The sequence below is a fragment of the Bacillus sp. HMSC036E02 genome, from assembly GCF_001836235.1.
GTDB classification, from domain to species: domain Bacteria; phylum Bacillota; class Bacilli; order Bacillales; family Bacillaceae_G; genus Bacillus_A; species Bacillus_A cereus.
On sequence record NZ_KV827805.1, the window covers coordinates 79,150 to 95,948 of the forward strand.

Genomic DNA, 16,799 nt, shown 5'->3' on the forward strand with positions numbered 1-16,799 from the left:
TGCACCGTCCTAAATAAAATAGTTATATCCCCATCTGTATCTCCAAATCATTCTTACTATATACTTCTTATCAAATTTATTTTTGCTACCATTAGATTATTAGTGCAATATTTTGTTCACCCATATATGGTATTAAACTAAGCTTATAAAAAGTTAATAGTATATATATTATTTATTTTCATTTAGAAATTTAAGAACTTGGTTAAAAGCTTCTTCACCTGCTGGAGTGTTCATTTTAAATTGAAATTCATGTGCTAACTCGCCAGAGATATTTTTATCAAAGAAAAGTGTATCTACAGGTACTCCTTTATTTTGTAAAGTAGAAGCTAATGCTTTACCTTGCTCTTCAAATGATGCAGTATTTCCATCTGTGATGAACGTTGGTGGGTAATCTTTTGTAACGTGTTTATAAATAGAGGCGATTTCCATTTCAGGTAATGTTTCAAATTTCTTTTTCCCAAAGTAAGCCCAGCCAGTAGTACGCATAAAGTCTTGCACTTCTTTGGATGTTTCCATTTTAGCTAATGCAGGCATATTATACGGGCCGCAAAATAGCAATATACCTTTAATTGTAGAAGGAGCAACAACAGCGTCAATCCCGGTTAATTTCGCATAATCTGGAGATGTTTGAATAGTAACAAATTGTCCAGATATTTGCGCTCCCGCAGAATCTCCTGCAAAATATAGGTCATCTAGTTTTACATTATATTTCTTTGCATTTGCTTTTATATATTCATAAGCCTCACCAAGTTGTAGTACTGGTGTAGGATACTTTCTTTTAGGAGCAAGAGCGTAATTTATATTTATCACTGTATAACCACGAGCAGCTAATTCTACTGCATAACCAGTAATGTCTGATTTATCTCCACCTACAAATCCACCCCCGTGCACCCAAAAAATAACAGGTGTTTTCCCTATAAAATTTTTGGGATAAATAATGTCTAATGTACCATCAGGAAATTTAGAATTATAATTGATATCTTTAACAATTCGTGTCTCTTTTAGAGCGTTTTTATAATTATTAGATTGAACAAACATTCCACCTTCAAATGCTTTTTTTATGAGAAACGCTTTCGGAATAGGTGAAACATTCCAAAAAACAACCCCCGCAATAATCAATCCGAAAACAATAAAAAGAGTTAGCAACATTCTTTTTTTCCATATCACTTTAGGGTTTAACTGTTTTATTCTCATAATTAAAGAATCTCCATTCTTTTTAGTAATAATCTTGAAATAAATCACAACATAAATTTTTATTTTCCGCCTGCTAATCCGTCCTTAAAATTTTATGCAAAAAGTTATATATTTTTATTATGTACATATTAGGTATCTCCTATAAAACACATTAAAAATTCAAACAAAAAGAGCAAAAGATCCCCATTTATAGAAGATTTCTTTTGCTCTTTGTAAAGGACACAAGTCCAAATAAAAGTTGCTTATCTATCGATAACTTACACATAAAAATCCATTTGTTTCAGTACTTTATTAGCAGAAACTTTAACAACCATTTCTTTTTCACCTGTTCTATCAATCCTGAAACCATGAACTTCAATATCAGAAGGTACTAATGGATGATGACGGATCATATCTATACTCTTTTCAATATTTTCACTAACATTTTTTTGTCCACTCAGCCATTGATTAAGGCTACCACTTGAAAATTCAGGCATGCAATTTTTAAAGAGATAGTCTAATTCTATATTATCTTTTATGAAATCACGTTGAGTTTGTAGATTAACTGAAGAAGTTTCTTTATCCTCTATTCCGACAACAAAAATTTCTTTAACATTTTCTTGATAAATAGCAATAATAATAGATCTCATTATATCTCCATAAGGATGTACAATTACAGAATCATAGCTGTGTATAGTCAACATGTTTTCTTGTTGAATGTTAGTTACTTGTTGGATACTAGGCTCTATTCCGTGTTCAATGTCTGTTAATAATAAAACTTTTTTATTCTTTGAATTCATATGGAGCACTCCTTCTTCATTATTGTATTTATGAAACTTTTAAGCTAGTAACAATAATAATTGTTACCAGTTTTTCCAGCTTCCCTCTGGATCAACACTTGCAAGTCTAACCCATCCATTTTGAACTTTTTCTCGAAATGTGAAATCATTATTTAACAAACGTTCTATATATTCAATAGGTGCTTGAATGACAATTAGTAAACGAAGTGGTGAATGATACGTCTCACTATCTGACTGCATAACGGATTGCCAAGGTAAGCCTGGCAACAGGTCACTAGCATTCCCTTGCATAACACCGAGACCCGCCGTTACGGTTTGGGTTGTTTTATTTCCACTACCATAATAGTGAGGAGCTACAGTTGATGCGTAATATTGTAGATTTATCCACTGCGCAACTGTTCCTGGTCCTGCAATAATATTAGCTAATATATCTCCACTTTCATCCTGTTTCCAATCATAATTATGAAGGAAAGCCCTACCTTCTAAGTCACAATCTTGAGTTAATTCACGCTTTCCGATAATAAAAGATGCATTACGCGCTAATCCCCATTCTGGACGTATTTCACTCCAATCTTCTGCAAATCGATGCGCCTCTTTACTCGGATTTTTTATTTTCGTTTTAAAATTAGGTAATTGAGTTAAACGTTCTCTATTTGCATGTTGGCTCACATTTGGCATAATCGTCTCGATACAATCAAACGCTTCTTGCGCAGTTTTCGAAAGTTCTGGGACGTAAATCCATTCCAATTCGTCCACTGTTGTTTTATGTTCAGCTGCTGCAAAAATGGTATCCTCAGGAATGTTAATGCCTTCAGCAGACAACGCCTCTCTTACTTCTGGAAGATTACATAAAGTAGCGAAAACTCTTGCATTGAATCCCCCTGCTGCGCCTCCACAAGCACCACACTCAAGTGCTGCCGCATAAGGATTGTTCGTACTTTGACTACTATGTCCACACATTACAACTAAAGGAGCAAATTTTTCTGTCAGTCCCACCATTTTTAAAGTTTGACGCACATAGTTCACTTTTTCTTCTTTCGTAAAACCGATAGGTATCTCACCTTTTGTGTCATGAACATAATTAAGCGAGAATGTTGTATCAGGTTTTTGTAACATAGTTTTACGAAGTTTACGAATGAAACCACCAACTCCTCTTGGGACAAAGCTTCTTGTCACCATCTGTAGACCAAGTAAAGGACCACTTAACTCAGGTAGCGCCATACTTGTCAGTACGTTCTGTTTCATCGTTTTAAATGTATAACGCACCGAACTGCCTACCCTCTTACGTTGCTCATAAGATTTAAATTCATTTTCATCTGTAAGCTCTTTTATTTGATGCTTCGGTTTCAGTATAACTGGCAAAGAAGGATGGCTGTCATTACTACCTAGTTCACTAGTCGCAATTGGTAACCCAAAGAAACCAGCTATTCCAAACGTTTCAAACGGACCTAGTTTTTCTAAGTGGCGACGAAACGGTTCTGAACGTACATCAATACAAAATGCTAATTGAGCTAATACACGCTTTTTATCATTGGTTGCACGTTGTTTAGAAGCAATCTTCTCTCTTAATTGCTCTGCATGCGTTTGTTCCCAAGCTTCCAGCCAAAGTTTCCTGCGAATATTTTCATCAAAACGATATGCAAATGCTAACAATTCGCTTTGTTCAGCTGCAGACATTTGTGACCATTCCCGTGTTGAAATATTCCCCCAATAGATCCAAGAAGCTATAAGTGGGACGATCGAAACTTTTTTCTCAACCTTTTGATTTTTTAAAGGTAAATAAGGTTTTGCAATAGCCAGCTCCATAGAAATTCGAACTGCTAAATATTCTATTAAAAGCCCCTGTTCCTGAATTGATTGTTGTGAGCGCCATCGTATCATTCCTGCCCACCCAGGTAAAGAAAGTAAGTGCCCTTCAAGATAAGCTTGTATGTTAGATTCAGAAATTCCTAGTTCAAATAACGCTCTCGCTAAAGCTACTTCGGCATCTTGTGGCCAATCTTTTAAAACTTTACGCTCATTTTTACTGAGCGCTGGATCAAATGTAATAAGGTGTTGCCATGCACGATAAAAACCTTTCTCTCGATTTGGCATCGTCCAACTTGATCCGGAGTCATCAAGATATAATTTACACCATTTAATGATATGATAATTAAGAATATCAGATAGGTTTTCACTATTTTGATTCTCTATAAGCGAACTTATTGGCTGCATAACAGAGGCTTTCATACTCCCTGTATTTATATAACTCATTTCGTCTGCCAGTTTATTTAATTCTGGCGATGATAATAGACTAGAAGGTAATTTTTCTAACTTTAAAGCCGCTTGGCAAAATCCCTCTACTTTCTCTCGCGGAATATGAAAAGATTGTGAATCCAGCCAACGAGACAAACTACTTTGTAAAAATGATTCCTCAATCTCACCTTTCGCTTTTGCCGAATGAATCATGGAAGTACTAGGATACATATCCACATTACGAGCTTCTTTTAGCCAATTTGCGACTTGTTCAAATGATTGCTTTTCAAGTCCCATCCAAGGGTGGTGAGCTGCAAACGTAGAGATAGGCCAAAGTGGTGCAATAACTCGGCCAGCAGATGCAACTAAATCATTTATATTATTTTCTTGCATATCAATGTTTGTATCTTTCTTTAATATTGACGATATGCTCATCACGAATTACCTCCCTTTGATACATAATGTTTCAGATAGCTTGGGTGACTTTCTACTGATTTTCTTCTCGCCTCACCTACTCGAACTAACCAAAGATAAAGTACAGCGAATAAAGTAGAAGATTGATGACGAGTAACGAAAGTACTAGTAACACTACTAAATAGTAAAATACATATAACAAAGATAACGGCTGGAGCTGAAGGTTGAACACTTTGATAAATATCAGTATGCAACCATTTATAAAGAGAATTATGAACGGTAAAGTAAATGAGAGAAAATCCAATCAAAACAATTACGCCAGCAATTCGTCCCATTCTTCCCTCTCCAAAAACAACAAGCTGTTTCCATGAAAAGTATAGTGACCAGCCTAAGATTAACGCACTAACTAGTTGATACCCCTCTCCAGAAGTCATAAACCAGAAAGTAATTGCTATAAATAATCCTAAAACACGCCCGACTATAATCCATAAATTGGACATCTTTTCATTAGACTGATTCACTACCCCAAAACGTTGCACTGAAGAACCAGCTTGTAAAAACAGTGTAGCTTTAAACAAACCATGTAAAATTAAATGAATAACAGCCGCTAAATAGGCGCCTAATGCACATTGAATAAGCATAAATCCCATTTGTGCAATAGTTGAACCTACTAGCTGACGTTTATAATCAACTTGGACTAAACTAATTCCTGTACCTATCAAGACAGAAATACTAGAGAAAATAAGTAAAATGATTTGTGCAATATCATCATGAAAAAGAGGTGAAAATCTAGTTAACATGATACCGCCAGCATTTACTAAACCCGCATGCATAATAGCAGAAACAGGAGTTGGAGCAACAGCGGACTCAATTAACCATCTTTGAAAAGGCCATTGTGCTGCTGGAATCATCACCGCTAATATAATTAATAAGTTAATTCCTGTTCTCTCCAATGTTCCATGTAGCGCTACATTTTCATTCGTTAAAACTGATGTTAATTGCCACTGTCCAGTTACTTGAAAAAGCCAAATGATAGCTGATAGCAACGCAATCCAACTTATTGTAAATAAATAGCCAGAGATTTTAGTTGCTTCACTAACTACTTTCCACCCTTTATTTAGCCCTATGAGTAGAACCAATCCTATAAGCGTTGCTCCCCAACAAATGATCATGAAACGAAGATCGTCACTTAACCATGCAACCGAAGATACACCTGTAGTAAATGTAAAAAGTGCAAAGTATTTTCGATATGAGCGGTCTCCCATTAAGTAACGTACAGAAAAACGCTGAATGATTAAACCAATTGTAAGAACAAAGAAAGCCATTAACCAAGCTAAAGTATCTAGATGCCAAGGCCCCACAACTCTATCTCCATTGTTATTAACAAGTGCGAGTAAAGAAATCAATGAAGGCAAAGCAGCGATACCAATATGGATATGAACAAAACGTAAAGGCATCCTTGCATGTAAAAACAATAATCCACTTAGCCAAGAAGCACTAAGCGCCATAAAAAATAATGTTAACAGTGTTGATGAACTCAGCGAAATTAACATGTTAAATACTCCCTTCTAAGCGAAAATAACCTATAAAAATTCCTTTTAATTAAGATAATTTTTTAAATTTCAATTTTCATTCACTCTTTTTAGTGCATCGTTTTTTCCCATAAAAAAAACCGACAACTTCCATAATTCAATGATTTTATATCATCATTGAATTATGGAGATTGTCGGTTTCCCTTCAACTAACTTCAATAAAGTTTTTTGAAGAGCTCCCATTTTATAGAGGATAATAATGTATGTATTACTCCTGTTAAAAAGAAATGTATATTTCTGATCTCCTAGATTATGCAATCAATATATCAATTTATGTTATACGCTATCTTTTAATTAAGAAACTTTTTCATTTAGTCAATATTACATATTAAAAAAATGCTAAAGCCTTAATTATAGCAAGCTGTTAAAATGAGCATCTATCAATTTTTTAAAACAATTATAAGATAAACCATATTAAGCAGTTTGTCAATTTATTTATCCGTTTTTTAAGAGTTATTAGAATTAAGATTTATTATACCTAAATAACTTCAAGTTTTTAATTATTAGCCTGTTAATAAAGTGCAAAACTTGTAGGTTTCTTAATCCTTCCACTAACCTTAAGGTATTTTTAAAATTTCTCCTCAAGATTATGAAGCAATTTAAAAATCATTACTCGTTCGCCTGTACGGGAGCTTATATCCGTATGAAAGCTCTTCACTTTCTCTCCAGTTAATTCTAGTATAATCTCTTTCAGATCATCAATTCCAGATTCAACTAGCTCCGAACGATTCTTCTTTATCGTTAACATACCGTCTTTTGTTTCGCAAACACTATATTCAGCCGGCGTTAAAACACCTTGTAAATTTACGATAATCATATCCCGTAATATATCTGTCTTAACGGATATAGACCCGCGTCCTAGGTAGTCCTTTTCCCAGTGAGTAATTGCTTTGCTTATCTCTGATTCAATAGAGCCTTTTGAGCTTTTCATCTATGTATCCTCCTTCAATAAAATAAATTTACAATAACAATATAATAATCCGGATTAATTTTATTTTCAATTCCTAAGTAGAAATTATAGCAATTACAAAAAAGAACTCTTATAAAGTGAAACTTTAATCAGCCCTCACCAATCGGACTTTTATGGGCAGTTGATCCCCTACCTAACTTCTTTGCTTTCTCTGAATTTTGAGGTAGGGGTCTTACTACCCATTAAAGTGGGATAAATTTACGAGTCCTTTTTATATTGTTTCAATCAATCTTTTAATTGTTGTAGGTGGATTTTTTCATGTCTCCTTTAATATCTTTACAAAATACAGTTAAGTGCATAAACAAAAAGAAAAGCAAATGACCTTAATTATTAGATCACTTGCTTTTCTTCCATCATATACTTTCTAAACAACTCTATAAACCATTCTAATTACTTGCCTTACTTTCAAGTTTTTGAGTTGCCACTTTTTTAGGCATGAAACATGCAAAGATTAATGCTACGAAAGATAAAAATAACATGAATAGATACGCATCGCTTGAGCCGAAAATAGAGGATAATTTCGCTAGTTGAATAGCTGTAATGTTTCCATTTTCTAAAGATAACTCTGAAGCGTGTGAAGTTGCTTGAGTTGTATATATAGTAATAACAACAGCTGTTCCAATAGCACCAGCTAATTGACGAACCGTATTATTTACGGCTGAACCATGTGAACCTAATTCTCTAGGTAAAGCATTTAGTCCTGCTGTATTTAAAGGCATTGAAATGAAACTTAACCCAATCCGTAAAAGAATAGTACGCACCATTACATACATATACGTTGTGGATTCAGTTAAATCAATTACCCCCCACATCGAAATAATGATAAATACTAACCCTGTAATAAAGAGTGGTTTTGCTCCGTATTTATCATACATTTTACCTGTAATTGGTGATAAGAATGCATTAATGACCGCTCCAGGTAATAGAAGTAAACCTGATTCAAATGCAGTAAATCCTCTTCCGTTTTGTAAGTAAATCGGTAAAAGAATTAAATCAGCATACATAATCATCGTGATAAGTACATTGATCACTGATGTAAGAGTAAAAATTTTATACTTAAATACGGATAAATTTAATAATGGATCGTTAGACTTTATTTGACGTAAGCAAAATAGCGTTGTAACAAGTACCCCGGTAATAATTGTCGTAATAACAATCGGGTGATCCCATCCCTTACTTCCTGCACTACTGAATCCAAATAAAACACAACCAAAGCCAATCGTTGATAAAATGACACTTACAATATCCAATCTTGCTTTTGTCGTATCTGCAACGTTCATTAAATATTTTAGCGCAAGAATAATGACGATGAATACAAATGGAGCTAATCCAATAAATAACCATCTCCATGATACATATTCAATGATAAAACCAGATAACGTTGGAGCAATGGCTGGCGCAAAAATCATAGCAAAGCCGATAGTTCCCATAACACTCCCGCGCTTTTCACTAGGATATAAATATAAAATAACTGTCATCATGAGCGGCATAATAATTCCTGCCCCAATTGCTTGAATCATTCTTCCTGTTAATAACATGCCAAAATTGATGGCACCGGCACATAGTAATGTTCCGATCAATAAAAAAATCATTGAGCTAATAAATAATTGCCTCGTTGTAAAACGTTTCATTAAAAATGCCGTAATTGGCACTAAAACACCGTTTACGAGCATAAAACCTGTTGCTAACCATTGTACAGTTGTAGCTGTAACATCAAATACTTCCATTAATTTACTCATTGCCACATTAAGTAACGTCTGGTTTAATGTTGATAAAAAACATCCAGCAATTAGTACAAGTAATAAAATTTTCTTATTTTTTTCTGTTATTCCCTTCTCCATTTGTAAACTCCCTTTTTCTATAGTTGCATTATCGACACAGTGTCGATAAAATTCATAGTAACAAAGATACATATTCCTGACCATGAACAATTTTGTTAAAAATGTTCATTAATCGACATTGAAAATATGCTATGTCGAGAAAGTCAAAGAAAAATCTATAAAGGAGTTTCAAAATGTCTACATCTAAAAAAGAGGATCCTCGTACACTTCGTTCAAGAGAAATGTTTAAAAATGCCGTCTATTCCCTTTTACAAGAGGAATCCACTATTTCAAATTTAACAGTCCAGAAAATTGCAAACGAAGCTGGATTAAATCGGACAACATTTTACTTACACTATCAAGATATTCAGGATTTACTCATGCAACTCACTGATGAAATTTTAAACGAACTTTCTAATAAAATTACCGCTTTAATACACGTAAGCAATTTATCAGAAAAACAACAGCTAACACAATTGCTTGATTATTTATATATTCATCGAAATTATTTATCTGTTTTATTTAATATGAATCATTTTGAGGAACAATTATTTCTATTAATAAAGAAATTAGTAGAAACGCGCAGAAATAATAGTGAGACAGAGCTACCCGAAGATTATGTTGCCATTGAGATTAAAACCGCTTCATTGGTAGGAATCATTATGTGGTGGATAAAAAACGGACTTCATTTTAGTTCAGATTATATTACAAACCAAATTTATTTCATGTACAGAGGACAATGATTGCAGGCTATTTACTAATAGAATGAGGTTAGAGCATATGAGCCCTATTTCGCTACGGAGAAAAACGCGAATTTCGTATGCTAAGAGAATTTGACTAAAAAAAGTGCCCCTCGATTGTTAGACTTTGTTTAGCAATCAGGGTGCACTTCACATGTAATATAAGCTTTTTATCTGTTGGCAGTTTGTTTGATCAATTCACTTTTACTATCTCTTTGCAGCATAATTCTCCCCACCGCTATAAGAATGGTAATAATTGAAGTGCAAAGAAGAATATTCATATCGTGTGATAGATTTCCCCCACCAAAAATTATTGTTTGATATCCGTCAGCTACATAAGTTCCAGGGAAAAGAGAACCGACAATTTGGTAAAAATTGGATAGCAACACTTTTGGAACAATTACTCCACAAGTAACTAATTGTACTGACAGCGATATGATATTAAACATCATACCAGCAGGACCAAATAGAACGATAAACATTTGCGTTACGCTTAAAAAAGAGAAAAAGACAAGAGTTTGGAAGATCCATGTTTCAAACAAGCTTGTATTCAATTTAACATTAAATAAGGTCATTAATAATAACGTGATAATAGCTAAAATAACAGATACGACAATGGTAATAACTTGTCTTGATAAAAATATAGACCCTTTTCCGTGCGTGTTTTTTAATATTGTTGCAACAATATTAAGATTTAAACTCATAAGCATCGCTCCAACCCATGAAGCAAGAACAATTAAAAATGGAATCATAGTTGCTGCAAAGCCATCTGTATTGTTTGTTTTTTCGACAGATGATTGCACAGAATCAATGTTTAATGAACTCATAGCTTTCGTAATGTTTTCTGATAACTTTTGGACCAATTCTTCTGACGGCATCACTGTACTTAGTTCGTTAGATAGGTTAGATGAAATAAGCTTTTGTTTATACGCATATACATTTTTATTAACTGTTTGCGTAATATCCTTTGCCGCGCCTTCCATAATCTGTTTTGCCAAAGATGAGTTTGCTTGATTGATGAAATAGTTAATCTCTGTAGTATTATTTTCTTTCAATAGACTTGAGAAATTTGCAGGAATTTGAATAACCATATCTAAGTTCCTGTTATCCATATCTTTTTGGGCGTGCGTTACCGAGCTATAGCTTTTAACTTTAAAGGGCAGATTTTCCTTCAAGTTTTTTTCAATATTGGCTCCCATTTCATTATCTTCATTAACTAACCCAATTTTTAATTGGTTTATCCGATCAGTAACACCATCGTATGCAGTCATCCACACACAAAAGAAAATTAACAGAAAGGCAAATGCTGTTGCAATTCCAATGAATGTTGGGGGGAATTTAAAGAAATTTTTTAAAGTTTTCATTGTCGTACTCCTTGTTGTTTTATTATAGCAAGTACTTACTTGCATCTGGTGTAAAAAAAGACCTAGGGAGTTAGCCCCCTAGAAAATAGTTGGACACTATGTTTTAGAAAAATCTCTTTTGAATTTGAAAATAAATTGTCCCCGAAGCGTGAGTTAGAAAGAAAGTAACCGAAATTCATCCAAATAAAGTTCATCGCCTGAGCTTCCATATCAGTTTCAATAAGCTTTCCCTTTTCTCTCATCTCAATAAAATATGAAACCAAATTATCTTTTAATTGTTTAGGAATTAATGCAATTTTTTCTTTAAGCTCTGGGAACATTTCAGCTTCCTGAAAACTAATCAAAATTAAATCCTTTAACTTTTCTATATATGCAAGATATCCTTCTGCAATAGATAGCAAGTCATCTTCAAGATTCCAAGTCATCTCTCCAGGCATTAATTTATTCAATTCCATATCACGCGATAAAGATTCGACAGCTTTTTCCATAATATTCTTTTTGCTTCCGAAATTCCGAAAGATCGTTACTTCGTTTACGCCCGCTAATTCCGAAATCGAGCGAGTCGTCGTTCCCTTATAGCCATGAGTACGAAATAGTTCTAAAAAAGCCTCAATAATACGTTCTGATGTATTTGTCATTTCATTCACGTTTCATCCAACTTTCACATAATCTTTATCCAAACCCGAATGCAAGTCGTTACTTGCACAAGTAGAATAAACCTTTTTGATTAAAAAGTCAACTTTATAAAAAAAGCCGATTTCTTTATCGTATAGGAAATCGAATTTTGCTTAATTATTGATTTAGTAATAAAAACACCTTTTAAAATAACTATGTTTATACTATAGACGTTGATCTTTTTGGAAGTTTAGACGAAAATGATCCTCGTCATTATATACACCAAATTCATACCCTTTCTCTTTATAAAATTTAATAATTTCAGGAAGAGCTTGTAATGTTTGCGCCTTTTCATGCATTAAAACAACTTCTACTTCTTCTGTTGTCTGTTTCTTTACATTATCGATAATCTGAGTTGGATTATCTTTTAATTTCCAATCATTTGAGTCTATTGTCCAATCCCAAACTTTTATTGCTGCTTCTACAATTTGGTTACGAATTTCCTCGCCCTTTAATCCTGGTGCAGATCCATATGGCGGACGAACTAATTTAGGAGTTGTACCCGTAATATTATGGATAAGAGCTAACGTTTCTTTCATCTCCGGTACAAATTGTCCTTTTTTGTATAACTTATCACTATTATGTGTCATACTATGAGCACCAATATAATGCCCTTCTTTTACTGCTCGCTTTACGTTTTCCTGAAAACCTGTATTTTGTAAATTGCTACCTTGCATAAAAAATGTCGAGGCGACATTTTGCTCTTTTAGTACATCTAAAAATTTCCCAGTTAGTTCGCTAGGACCATCATCGAATGTTAAATAAACAACCTTTCCCACCGGTTTTCCATCAGGTCTTTTCTGTTTTGCTGGTGGTGTTTCTTTTTTCTTTTCTTGTTGTTGCGTGTTAACTTGATTACTACTTTCGTTAGCTATTCCCTTCGCTGGGATAGAGTTCCATTTTCCAATTAAAAAGAAGGTGAAAAAGGTCGTTGCTAAAACAACTCCTAAAGATATGATTGCCTTCGTTACTACACTTGTTTTTTTCTTACTTTTCGATTCTTTCATGATTTTCCGATCCTTTCCCTATTAATTTTCATTATTTATAAGGCTGAGCCTTTATTCGACTGAATCATTCGTTTCAACCGGTGTTTACAATAAATAGATTAATAGAGAGAGGTAAAGATAAAATGCAGATAGTGTCGAAATCAGTTAAAGAATAAGGTTAAGTTAATTCTTAAATTTGAAAACTGGATATACACCCAAAATAAAAAATACTATTCTTTCTAATTAAGATTTAGAAAGAATAGTATTTTTCTATTTACCTATTTTATTACATCGTAAAATAATTAATAATGCCATCCACAATACCTTGTTGCGATTTTGCTTGGAATTCTTCTGAATTCATTCTTTTTTCATCACTCGCATTAGATGTAAACCCTAATTCAATTAAGATAGCCGGAGAAGGATTTTCTCGTAAGACAAGAAAATCACTTCCATGAATGCCTCTATCACGGCTGTCTATATTTTGATCAAAAATAGCTTCTTGTACGGTCTTAGCTAACTTTTTATCTTTCCTTTTATTAGATCCAAAATGAGTTGTTATTCCTTTTACATTTGTATCCTCAAAAGCATCATGATGAATGCTAATATAAAGATCCGCCGCATGGTCTTTCGCTACTTTGACACGTGCTTGTAATTCTTCCTTTTGCTTTGTTTCTGGAAGTAAGCTCGTATCTTTTTCACGTGTTAATATAACTTTTGCATCCGTTCTTTCTTCTAATTCTTTCTTTATATTTTGTGCTACTTTTAAATTAAGCTCTTTTTCAATCGTTCCTAATTTCTTTCCTTTCGTCCCTCTATCTCCTCCACCATGCCCTGGATCAATTACAATAGTTTTTCCTTTTAATCGTAAATCCTCTTTTGATATGTTTTTGTGCCCTTTAGCATGTATGAAACTAACGCCTGTACCCATTATTATTATAATAAGCAAAAGCAATATCGCTCTTTTTTTCATTTTAACAATCTCCTTATCAACTTTTCATTCTCTTTCTAATGAAAATAGTAATGAATGCTGATAAAGATAAAATGCAGATAGTGTCGATTTTGTTTAAAAATAATAAAAACGTGTAGAAAAAATTCTACACGTTTTTATTTAAATAGAAATAAAATAATACTCCATCTTCTGTATTTGAAACACCATATTCCGCATCATGTAGCTCTAATATATTTTTTGAAATAGCAAGTCCCAATCCTGTTCCACCTTTTGAACGTTGACGAGACGTATCCCCTCGATAGAAACGATCCCATATTTTCTCTAAATGTTCTGGCGCGATATGAGCCCCTTTATTTTCTACACATACTTTTACACGTTCATTCTCTTCTATTGTAGAAATAATAATATTCTCCTGTTCTGGTGTGTAACGAATCGCATTTGTAATAAAGTTCGTTATAACTTGTTCTATGCGATGCTGGTTTGCAACAACTTCAATTTTAGAAAGTTGTTTATGAACATATAATTGCTTAGCTGTTATATCCGAGGTTAATTGCTCACATATGTAATCGATCATTTCATCAATATGGAAAACATCCATTTCCATTTTATATGTACCAGATTCGAATTTCGCTAACTCCAGCATATCAATAATGAGCATATCCATTTTATCTACTTCTTTTGACATTGCTTTAAAGTAATACTCCTTTTTATTACTAGCAACACCATCCTCTAAAATTGAAATACAGCTCTTCATAATACTTAAAGGTGTTTTTAACTCATGTGAAACACCAGCGATAAATTCTTTACGTGTATTCTCTAATTGCTTTTCTTTTTCTATATCTTGCTGCAATTGATGAATATACGAATGCAAAGCTTTAGAAAGTGTATTAATATTTTGTGATAAATCACCTATTTCATCCTTTGTAGTAATAGGTATCGTCTCAGAGAAATCTAAACCCGCGATTTTTTTTGTAGTATCATTTATTTGTAATAATGGCTTGGCGATTTTTTTTGAGTAATAGAACGATATCAAAACAATTAAAATCAATACAAAGATAATTAAATATACATAATAATCCTTTATCATTTGTATCGCTTCATCAACTGGTTGCAATGATGTCATAGCAAATATATAGTTTGTCTTACCCCCCGCGTCTTTTGTTGGCTTGATTAAAACTTTATATTTAATATCATTTTCTTCGTAATCCATTATTTCTGTAGAAGTAACATCATTAGATTTTTGATTCAATAATAAATCAACCTGAAATTGTTTTATTCTATCTATAAGCACACGATTTCCATATATAAAGTTCGTTCCTACAGTCCCCTCCGGTAATTGCACGTTTTGAATGCTTCCCGCTAAATATAATTGTGAACTTTCTTTTGAAGATACGGCTTTTGGCCCATACAACCTTTCTGACAGTTGCTTGTTCTCTAGCCCAACATTCTTCTCTTTTATTGTTAACATCGCAGGGACTACTATATCCCCCTTCTGTACTCCGTCGATAATAATATGACTCCCTTGTTCTAAACTATATTTCATCCTCTGTATATCTTCTAAATTGATAAAACTATACAACGGTATGTGAATGGAACGTTCAGAAAATATCTTATTTTCGTTTGGGTCTAATTGAATTTCTATAGAAAAATCATTTGCATATTTTATATTACCTACACTATCTAACGTTGTAATCCATGTCGCATTCTCTTGATAGAAATTTTGTTCTAATTCTTGAATTACTTTCGCATCATCTCCAGCTTTTATATATGCTTTTTCAAAGGATTGAATATTTGTTTTAATATCATTAACTTTTCGATTTGCGTAGTATTGCTTAAAAAATATAGTTTGTCCAATAAAAATAGTTACTAAAATAAGTGTGCATAATGCTGTTGTTAACATAAATAACTTTAATACAATTCCTTTTTCATACTTGTCCCTCAAATTTATAACCAGCTCGTACAACCGTTACAATACAAGCTGCTTTTTGTCCTAATTTATGACGCAAATTACGAATATGACTATTAACAGTGCGATCATCGCCAGCGAATTCATAACCCCAAATTTTATTGATTAGTTGTTCTCTCGAAATTACAATTCCTTGATTTCGCATGAGATACGTTACTATTTCAAATTCTGTATGCGTCAAATTTATGTCTTCCCCATCTATAGTTACTGTACGAGAAGGAAAATGTACATGGATACCACTACTCGTTAATGTGTCTTCAGCTGGTACATTAGCAGCGGAAGAATATCGGCTTTCCATTAATCGTTTTGCTCTTGCTAATAAAATAGGAGGACTATACGGCTTTGTAACATAATCATCTGCCCCTAGTTCAAATCCAAGTAAAGTATCATCTTCATCCACCCGAGCCGTTAGCATAATAATAGGTACATTAGATTTCTTCCGAATTCGCCGACAAACCGTCCAACCATCTAATTCCGGTAACATAATATCTAAAATAATTAAATGCACCTCATGCTCTTCAAATATAGATAACGCTTCTTTCCCATCCATCGCCTCTAAGACGTTATACCCTTCGTTTAATAAGTAATCTTTCATAATTTCACGTAAAATATCTTCATCTTCTACAATTAATATTGTTCTTTGCATCTTTTATCTTCTCCACGATTTATTTTATTGTAAGGAAGAAATAGTTTATTTTATATGTTAACCAATTAGAAATCTTTCACTATTTCCGTCACTACTACATTCAACATAATTATATCAAGATAATAGCATGACGGTATAAAGATAAAATGCAGAGATAGCCTTACTATTGAAATGCTATTATAATTTTGTAATTGGAATCAAATAGAAAACCAAAAGAAATACTATGATATCGCGACTTAAACTAAATAATATAGTGTATATCAAAAATGAGTTTCCTGAATACTTTCGAAATGGAACAGTAAAAAACAGTCTCAGTACATCAAAGTTGATTTAGAACACATTATGAATACCTTAAAACCTGAACAGGTGTGAATTTAGGGTAATATCATATTTTCCATTCAAATATGATAGAATAGAAGTATATCCAAAACGGAGGAATAACAAATGAACTCAAACACAAAACAGTTTA

The 16,799-nt window shown here is 33.2% G+C and carries 13 protein-coding genes; 1 reads left to right on the forward strand and 12 read right to left on the reverse strand.

Annotated elements, in window-relative coordinates; all coding sequences use genetic code 11:
- Nucleotides 1–168 precede the first annotated feature (168 nt).
- The 6 genes from HMPREF2590_RS02215 to HMPREF2590_RS02240 all read right to left on the reverse strand — a co-directional run bounded on the left by HMPREF2590_RS02215 (nt 169) and on the right by HMPREF2590_RS02240 (nt 9,025).
- Nucleotides 169–1,194 (reverse strand): alpha/beta hydrolase, encoded by a 1,026-nt coding sequence (locus HMPREF2590_RS02215; protein WP_050821965.1) that lies wholly within the window; start codon nt 1,192–1,194, stop codon nt 169–171.
- A gap of 257 nt (nt 1,195–1,451) precedes the next feature.
- Nucleotides 1,452–1,973, reverse strand: coding sequence for a carbonic anhydrase (locus HMPREF2590_RS02220; protein ID WP_050821966.1), 522 nt, complete (start codon nt 1,971–1,973; stop codon nt 1,452–1,454).
- A 63-nt stretch (nt 1,974–2,036) separates the two neighbouring features.
- A complete protein-coding gene (locus HMPREF2590_RS02225; RefSeq protein WP_050821967.1) occupies nt 2,037–4,643 on the reverse strand; it encodes a DUF2309 domain-containing protein in 2,607 nt (868 codons plus the stop codon).
- Entirely contained in the window at nt 4,643–6,175 is a 1,533-nt protein-coding gene (locus HMPREF2590_RS02230) for an NADH dehydrogenase subunit 5 (RefSeq protein ID WP_000908923.1), read from the reverse strand. Before HMPREF2590_RS02230 ends, HMPREF2590_RS02225 begins: the two co-directional genes overlap by 1 nt.
- Before the next feature lie 607 nt (nt 6,176–6,782).
- Nucleotides 6,783–7,145, reverse strand: a complete 363-nt coding sequence (locus tag HMPREF2590_RS02235; protein WP_000842548.1) for a Na-translocating system protein MpsC family protein — start codon at nt 7,143–7,145, stop codon at nt 6,783–6,785.
- Between the two features lie 425 nt (nt 7,146–7,570).
- Nucleotides 7,571–9,025 carry a DHA2 family efflux MFS transporter permease subunit gene (locus HMPREF2590_RS02240; protein ID WP_000410726.1) on the reverse strand — a complete coding sequence of 485 codons (1,455 nt, stop codon included), beginning with the start codon at nt 9,023–9,025 and terminating at the stop codon, nt 7,571–7,573.
- Between the two features lie 173 nt (nt 9,026–9,198).
- Here HMPREF2590_RS02240 and HMPREF2590_RS02245 point away from each other — a divergent pair, with 173 nt between their 5' ends.
- Nucleotides 9,199–9,747 carry a TetR/AcrR family transcriptional regulator gene (locus tag HMPREF2590_RS02245; RefSeq protein WP_000107858.1) on the forward strand — a complete coding sequence of 183 codons (549 nt, stop codon included), beginning with the start codon at nt 9,199–9,201 and terminating at the stop codon, nt 9,745–9,747.
- Nucleotides 9,748–9,914: 167 nt separating this feature from the next.
- Here the strand turns inward: HMPREF2590_RS02245 and HMPREF2590_RS02250 are convergent, their stop codons facing one another.
- The 6 genes from HMPREF2590_RS02250 to HMPREF2590_RS02275 form a co-directional block, all read right to left on the reverse strand.
- Complete coding sequence (locus HMPREF2590_RS02250; protein ID WP_070861312.1) at nt 9,915–11,108, reverse strand: YhgE/Pip domain-containing protein; 1,194 nt, start codon at nt 11,106–11,108, stop codon at nt 9,915–9,917.
- Between the two features lie 62 nt (nt 11,109–11,170).
- Nucleotides 11,171–11,755 (reverse strand): TetR/AcrR family transcriptional regulator, encoded by a 585-nt coding sequence (locus HMPREF2590_RS02255; RefSeq protein ID WP_001004645.1) that lies wholly within the window; start codon nt 11,753–11,755, stop codon nt 11,171–11,173.
- A gap of 192 nt (nt 11,756–11,947) precedes the next feature.
- Nucleotides 11,948–12,790 (reverse strand): polysaccharide deacetylase family protein, encoded by an 843-nt coding sequence (locus HMPREF2590_RS02260; RefSeq protein WP_050821968.1) that lies wholly within the window; start codon nt 12,788–12,790, stop codon nt 11,948–11,950.
- Between the two features lie 265 nt (nt 12,791–13,055).
- Nucleotides 13,056–13,739: an N-acetylmuramoyl-L-alanine amidase family protein gene (locus HMPREF2590_RS02265; protein ID WP_000745357.1), complete on the reverse strand. Its 684-nt coding sequence runs from the start codon at nt 13,737–13,739 to the stop codon at nt 13,056–13,058.
- 124 nt (nt 13,740–13,863) lie between these two features.
- Nucleotides 13,864–15,618: a sensor histidine kinase gene (locus HMPREF2590_RS02270; protein ID WP_050822211.1), complete on the reverse strand. Its 1,755-nt coding sequence runs from the start codon at nt 15,616–15,618 to the stop codon at nt 13,864–13,866.
- 25 nt (nt 15,619–15,643) lie between these two features.
- Nucleotides 15,644–16,330, reverse strand: a complete 687-nt coding sequence (locus tag HMPREF2590_RS02275) for a response regulator transcription factor (RefSeq protein WP_050821969.1) — start codon at nt 16,328–16,330, stop codon at nt 15,644–15,646.
- Between the last annotated feature and the right edge of the window lie 469 nt (nt 16,331–16,799).

What these genes read in the sequence shown, in the direction of transcription:
- HMPREF2590_RS02260 (WP_050821968.1), bottom strand. Translation starts at nt 12,790, where the DNA reads ATGAAAGAATCGAAAAGTAAGAAAAAAACAAGTGTAGTAACGAAGGCA.
- HMPREF2590_RS02235 (WP_000842548.1), bottom strand. Translation starts at nt 7,145, where the DNA reads ATGAAAAGCTCAAAAGGCTCTATTGAATCAGAGATAAGCAAAGCAATT.
- HMPREF2590_RS02225 (WP_050821967.1), bottom strand. Translation starts at nt 4,643, where the DNA reads ATGAGCATATCGTCAATATTAAAGAAAGATACAAACATTGATATGCAA.
- HMPREF2590_RS02230 (WP_000908923.1), bottom strand. Translation starts at nt 6,175, where the DNA reads ATGTTAATTTCGCTGAGTTCATCAACACTGTTAACATTATTTTTTATG.
- HMPREF2590_RS02215 (WP_050821965.1), bottom strand. Translation starts at nt 1,194, where the DNA reads ATGAGAATAAAACAGTTAAACCCTAAAGTGATATGGAAAAAAAGAATG.
- HMPREF2590_RS02245 (WP_000107858.1), top strand. Translation starts at nt 9,199, where the DNA reads ATGTCTACATCTAAAAAAGAGGATCCTCGTACACTTCGTTCAAGAGAA.
- HMPREF2590_RS02240 (WP_000410726.1), bottom strand. Translation starts at nt 9,025, where the DNA reads ATGGAGAAGGGAATAACAGAAAAAAATAAGAAAATTTTATTACTTGTA.
- HMPREF2590_RS02265 (WP_000745357.1), bottom strand. Translation starts at nt 13,739, where the DNA reads ATGAAAAAAAGAGCGATATTGCTTTTGCTTATTATAATAATAATGGGT.
- HMPREF2590_RS02270 (WP_050822211.1), bottom strand. Translation starts at nt 15,618, where the DNA reads ATGTTAACAACAGCATTATGCACACTTATTTTAGTAACTATTTTTATT.
- HMPREF2590_RS02220 (WP_050821966.1), bottom strand. Translation starts at nt 1,973, where the DNA reads ATGAATTCAAAGAATAAAAAAGTTTTATTATTAACAGACATTGAACAC.
- HMPREF2590_RS02250 (WP_070861312.1), bottom strand. Translation starts at nt 11,108, where the DNA reads ATGAAAACTTTAAAAAATTTCTTTAAATTCCCCCCAACATTCATTGGA.
- HMPREF2590_RS02275 (WP_050821969.1), bottom strand. Translation starts at nt 16,330, where the DNA reads ATGCAAAGAACAATATTAATTGTAGAAGATGAAGATATTTTACGTGAA.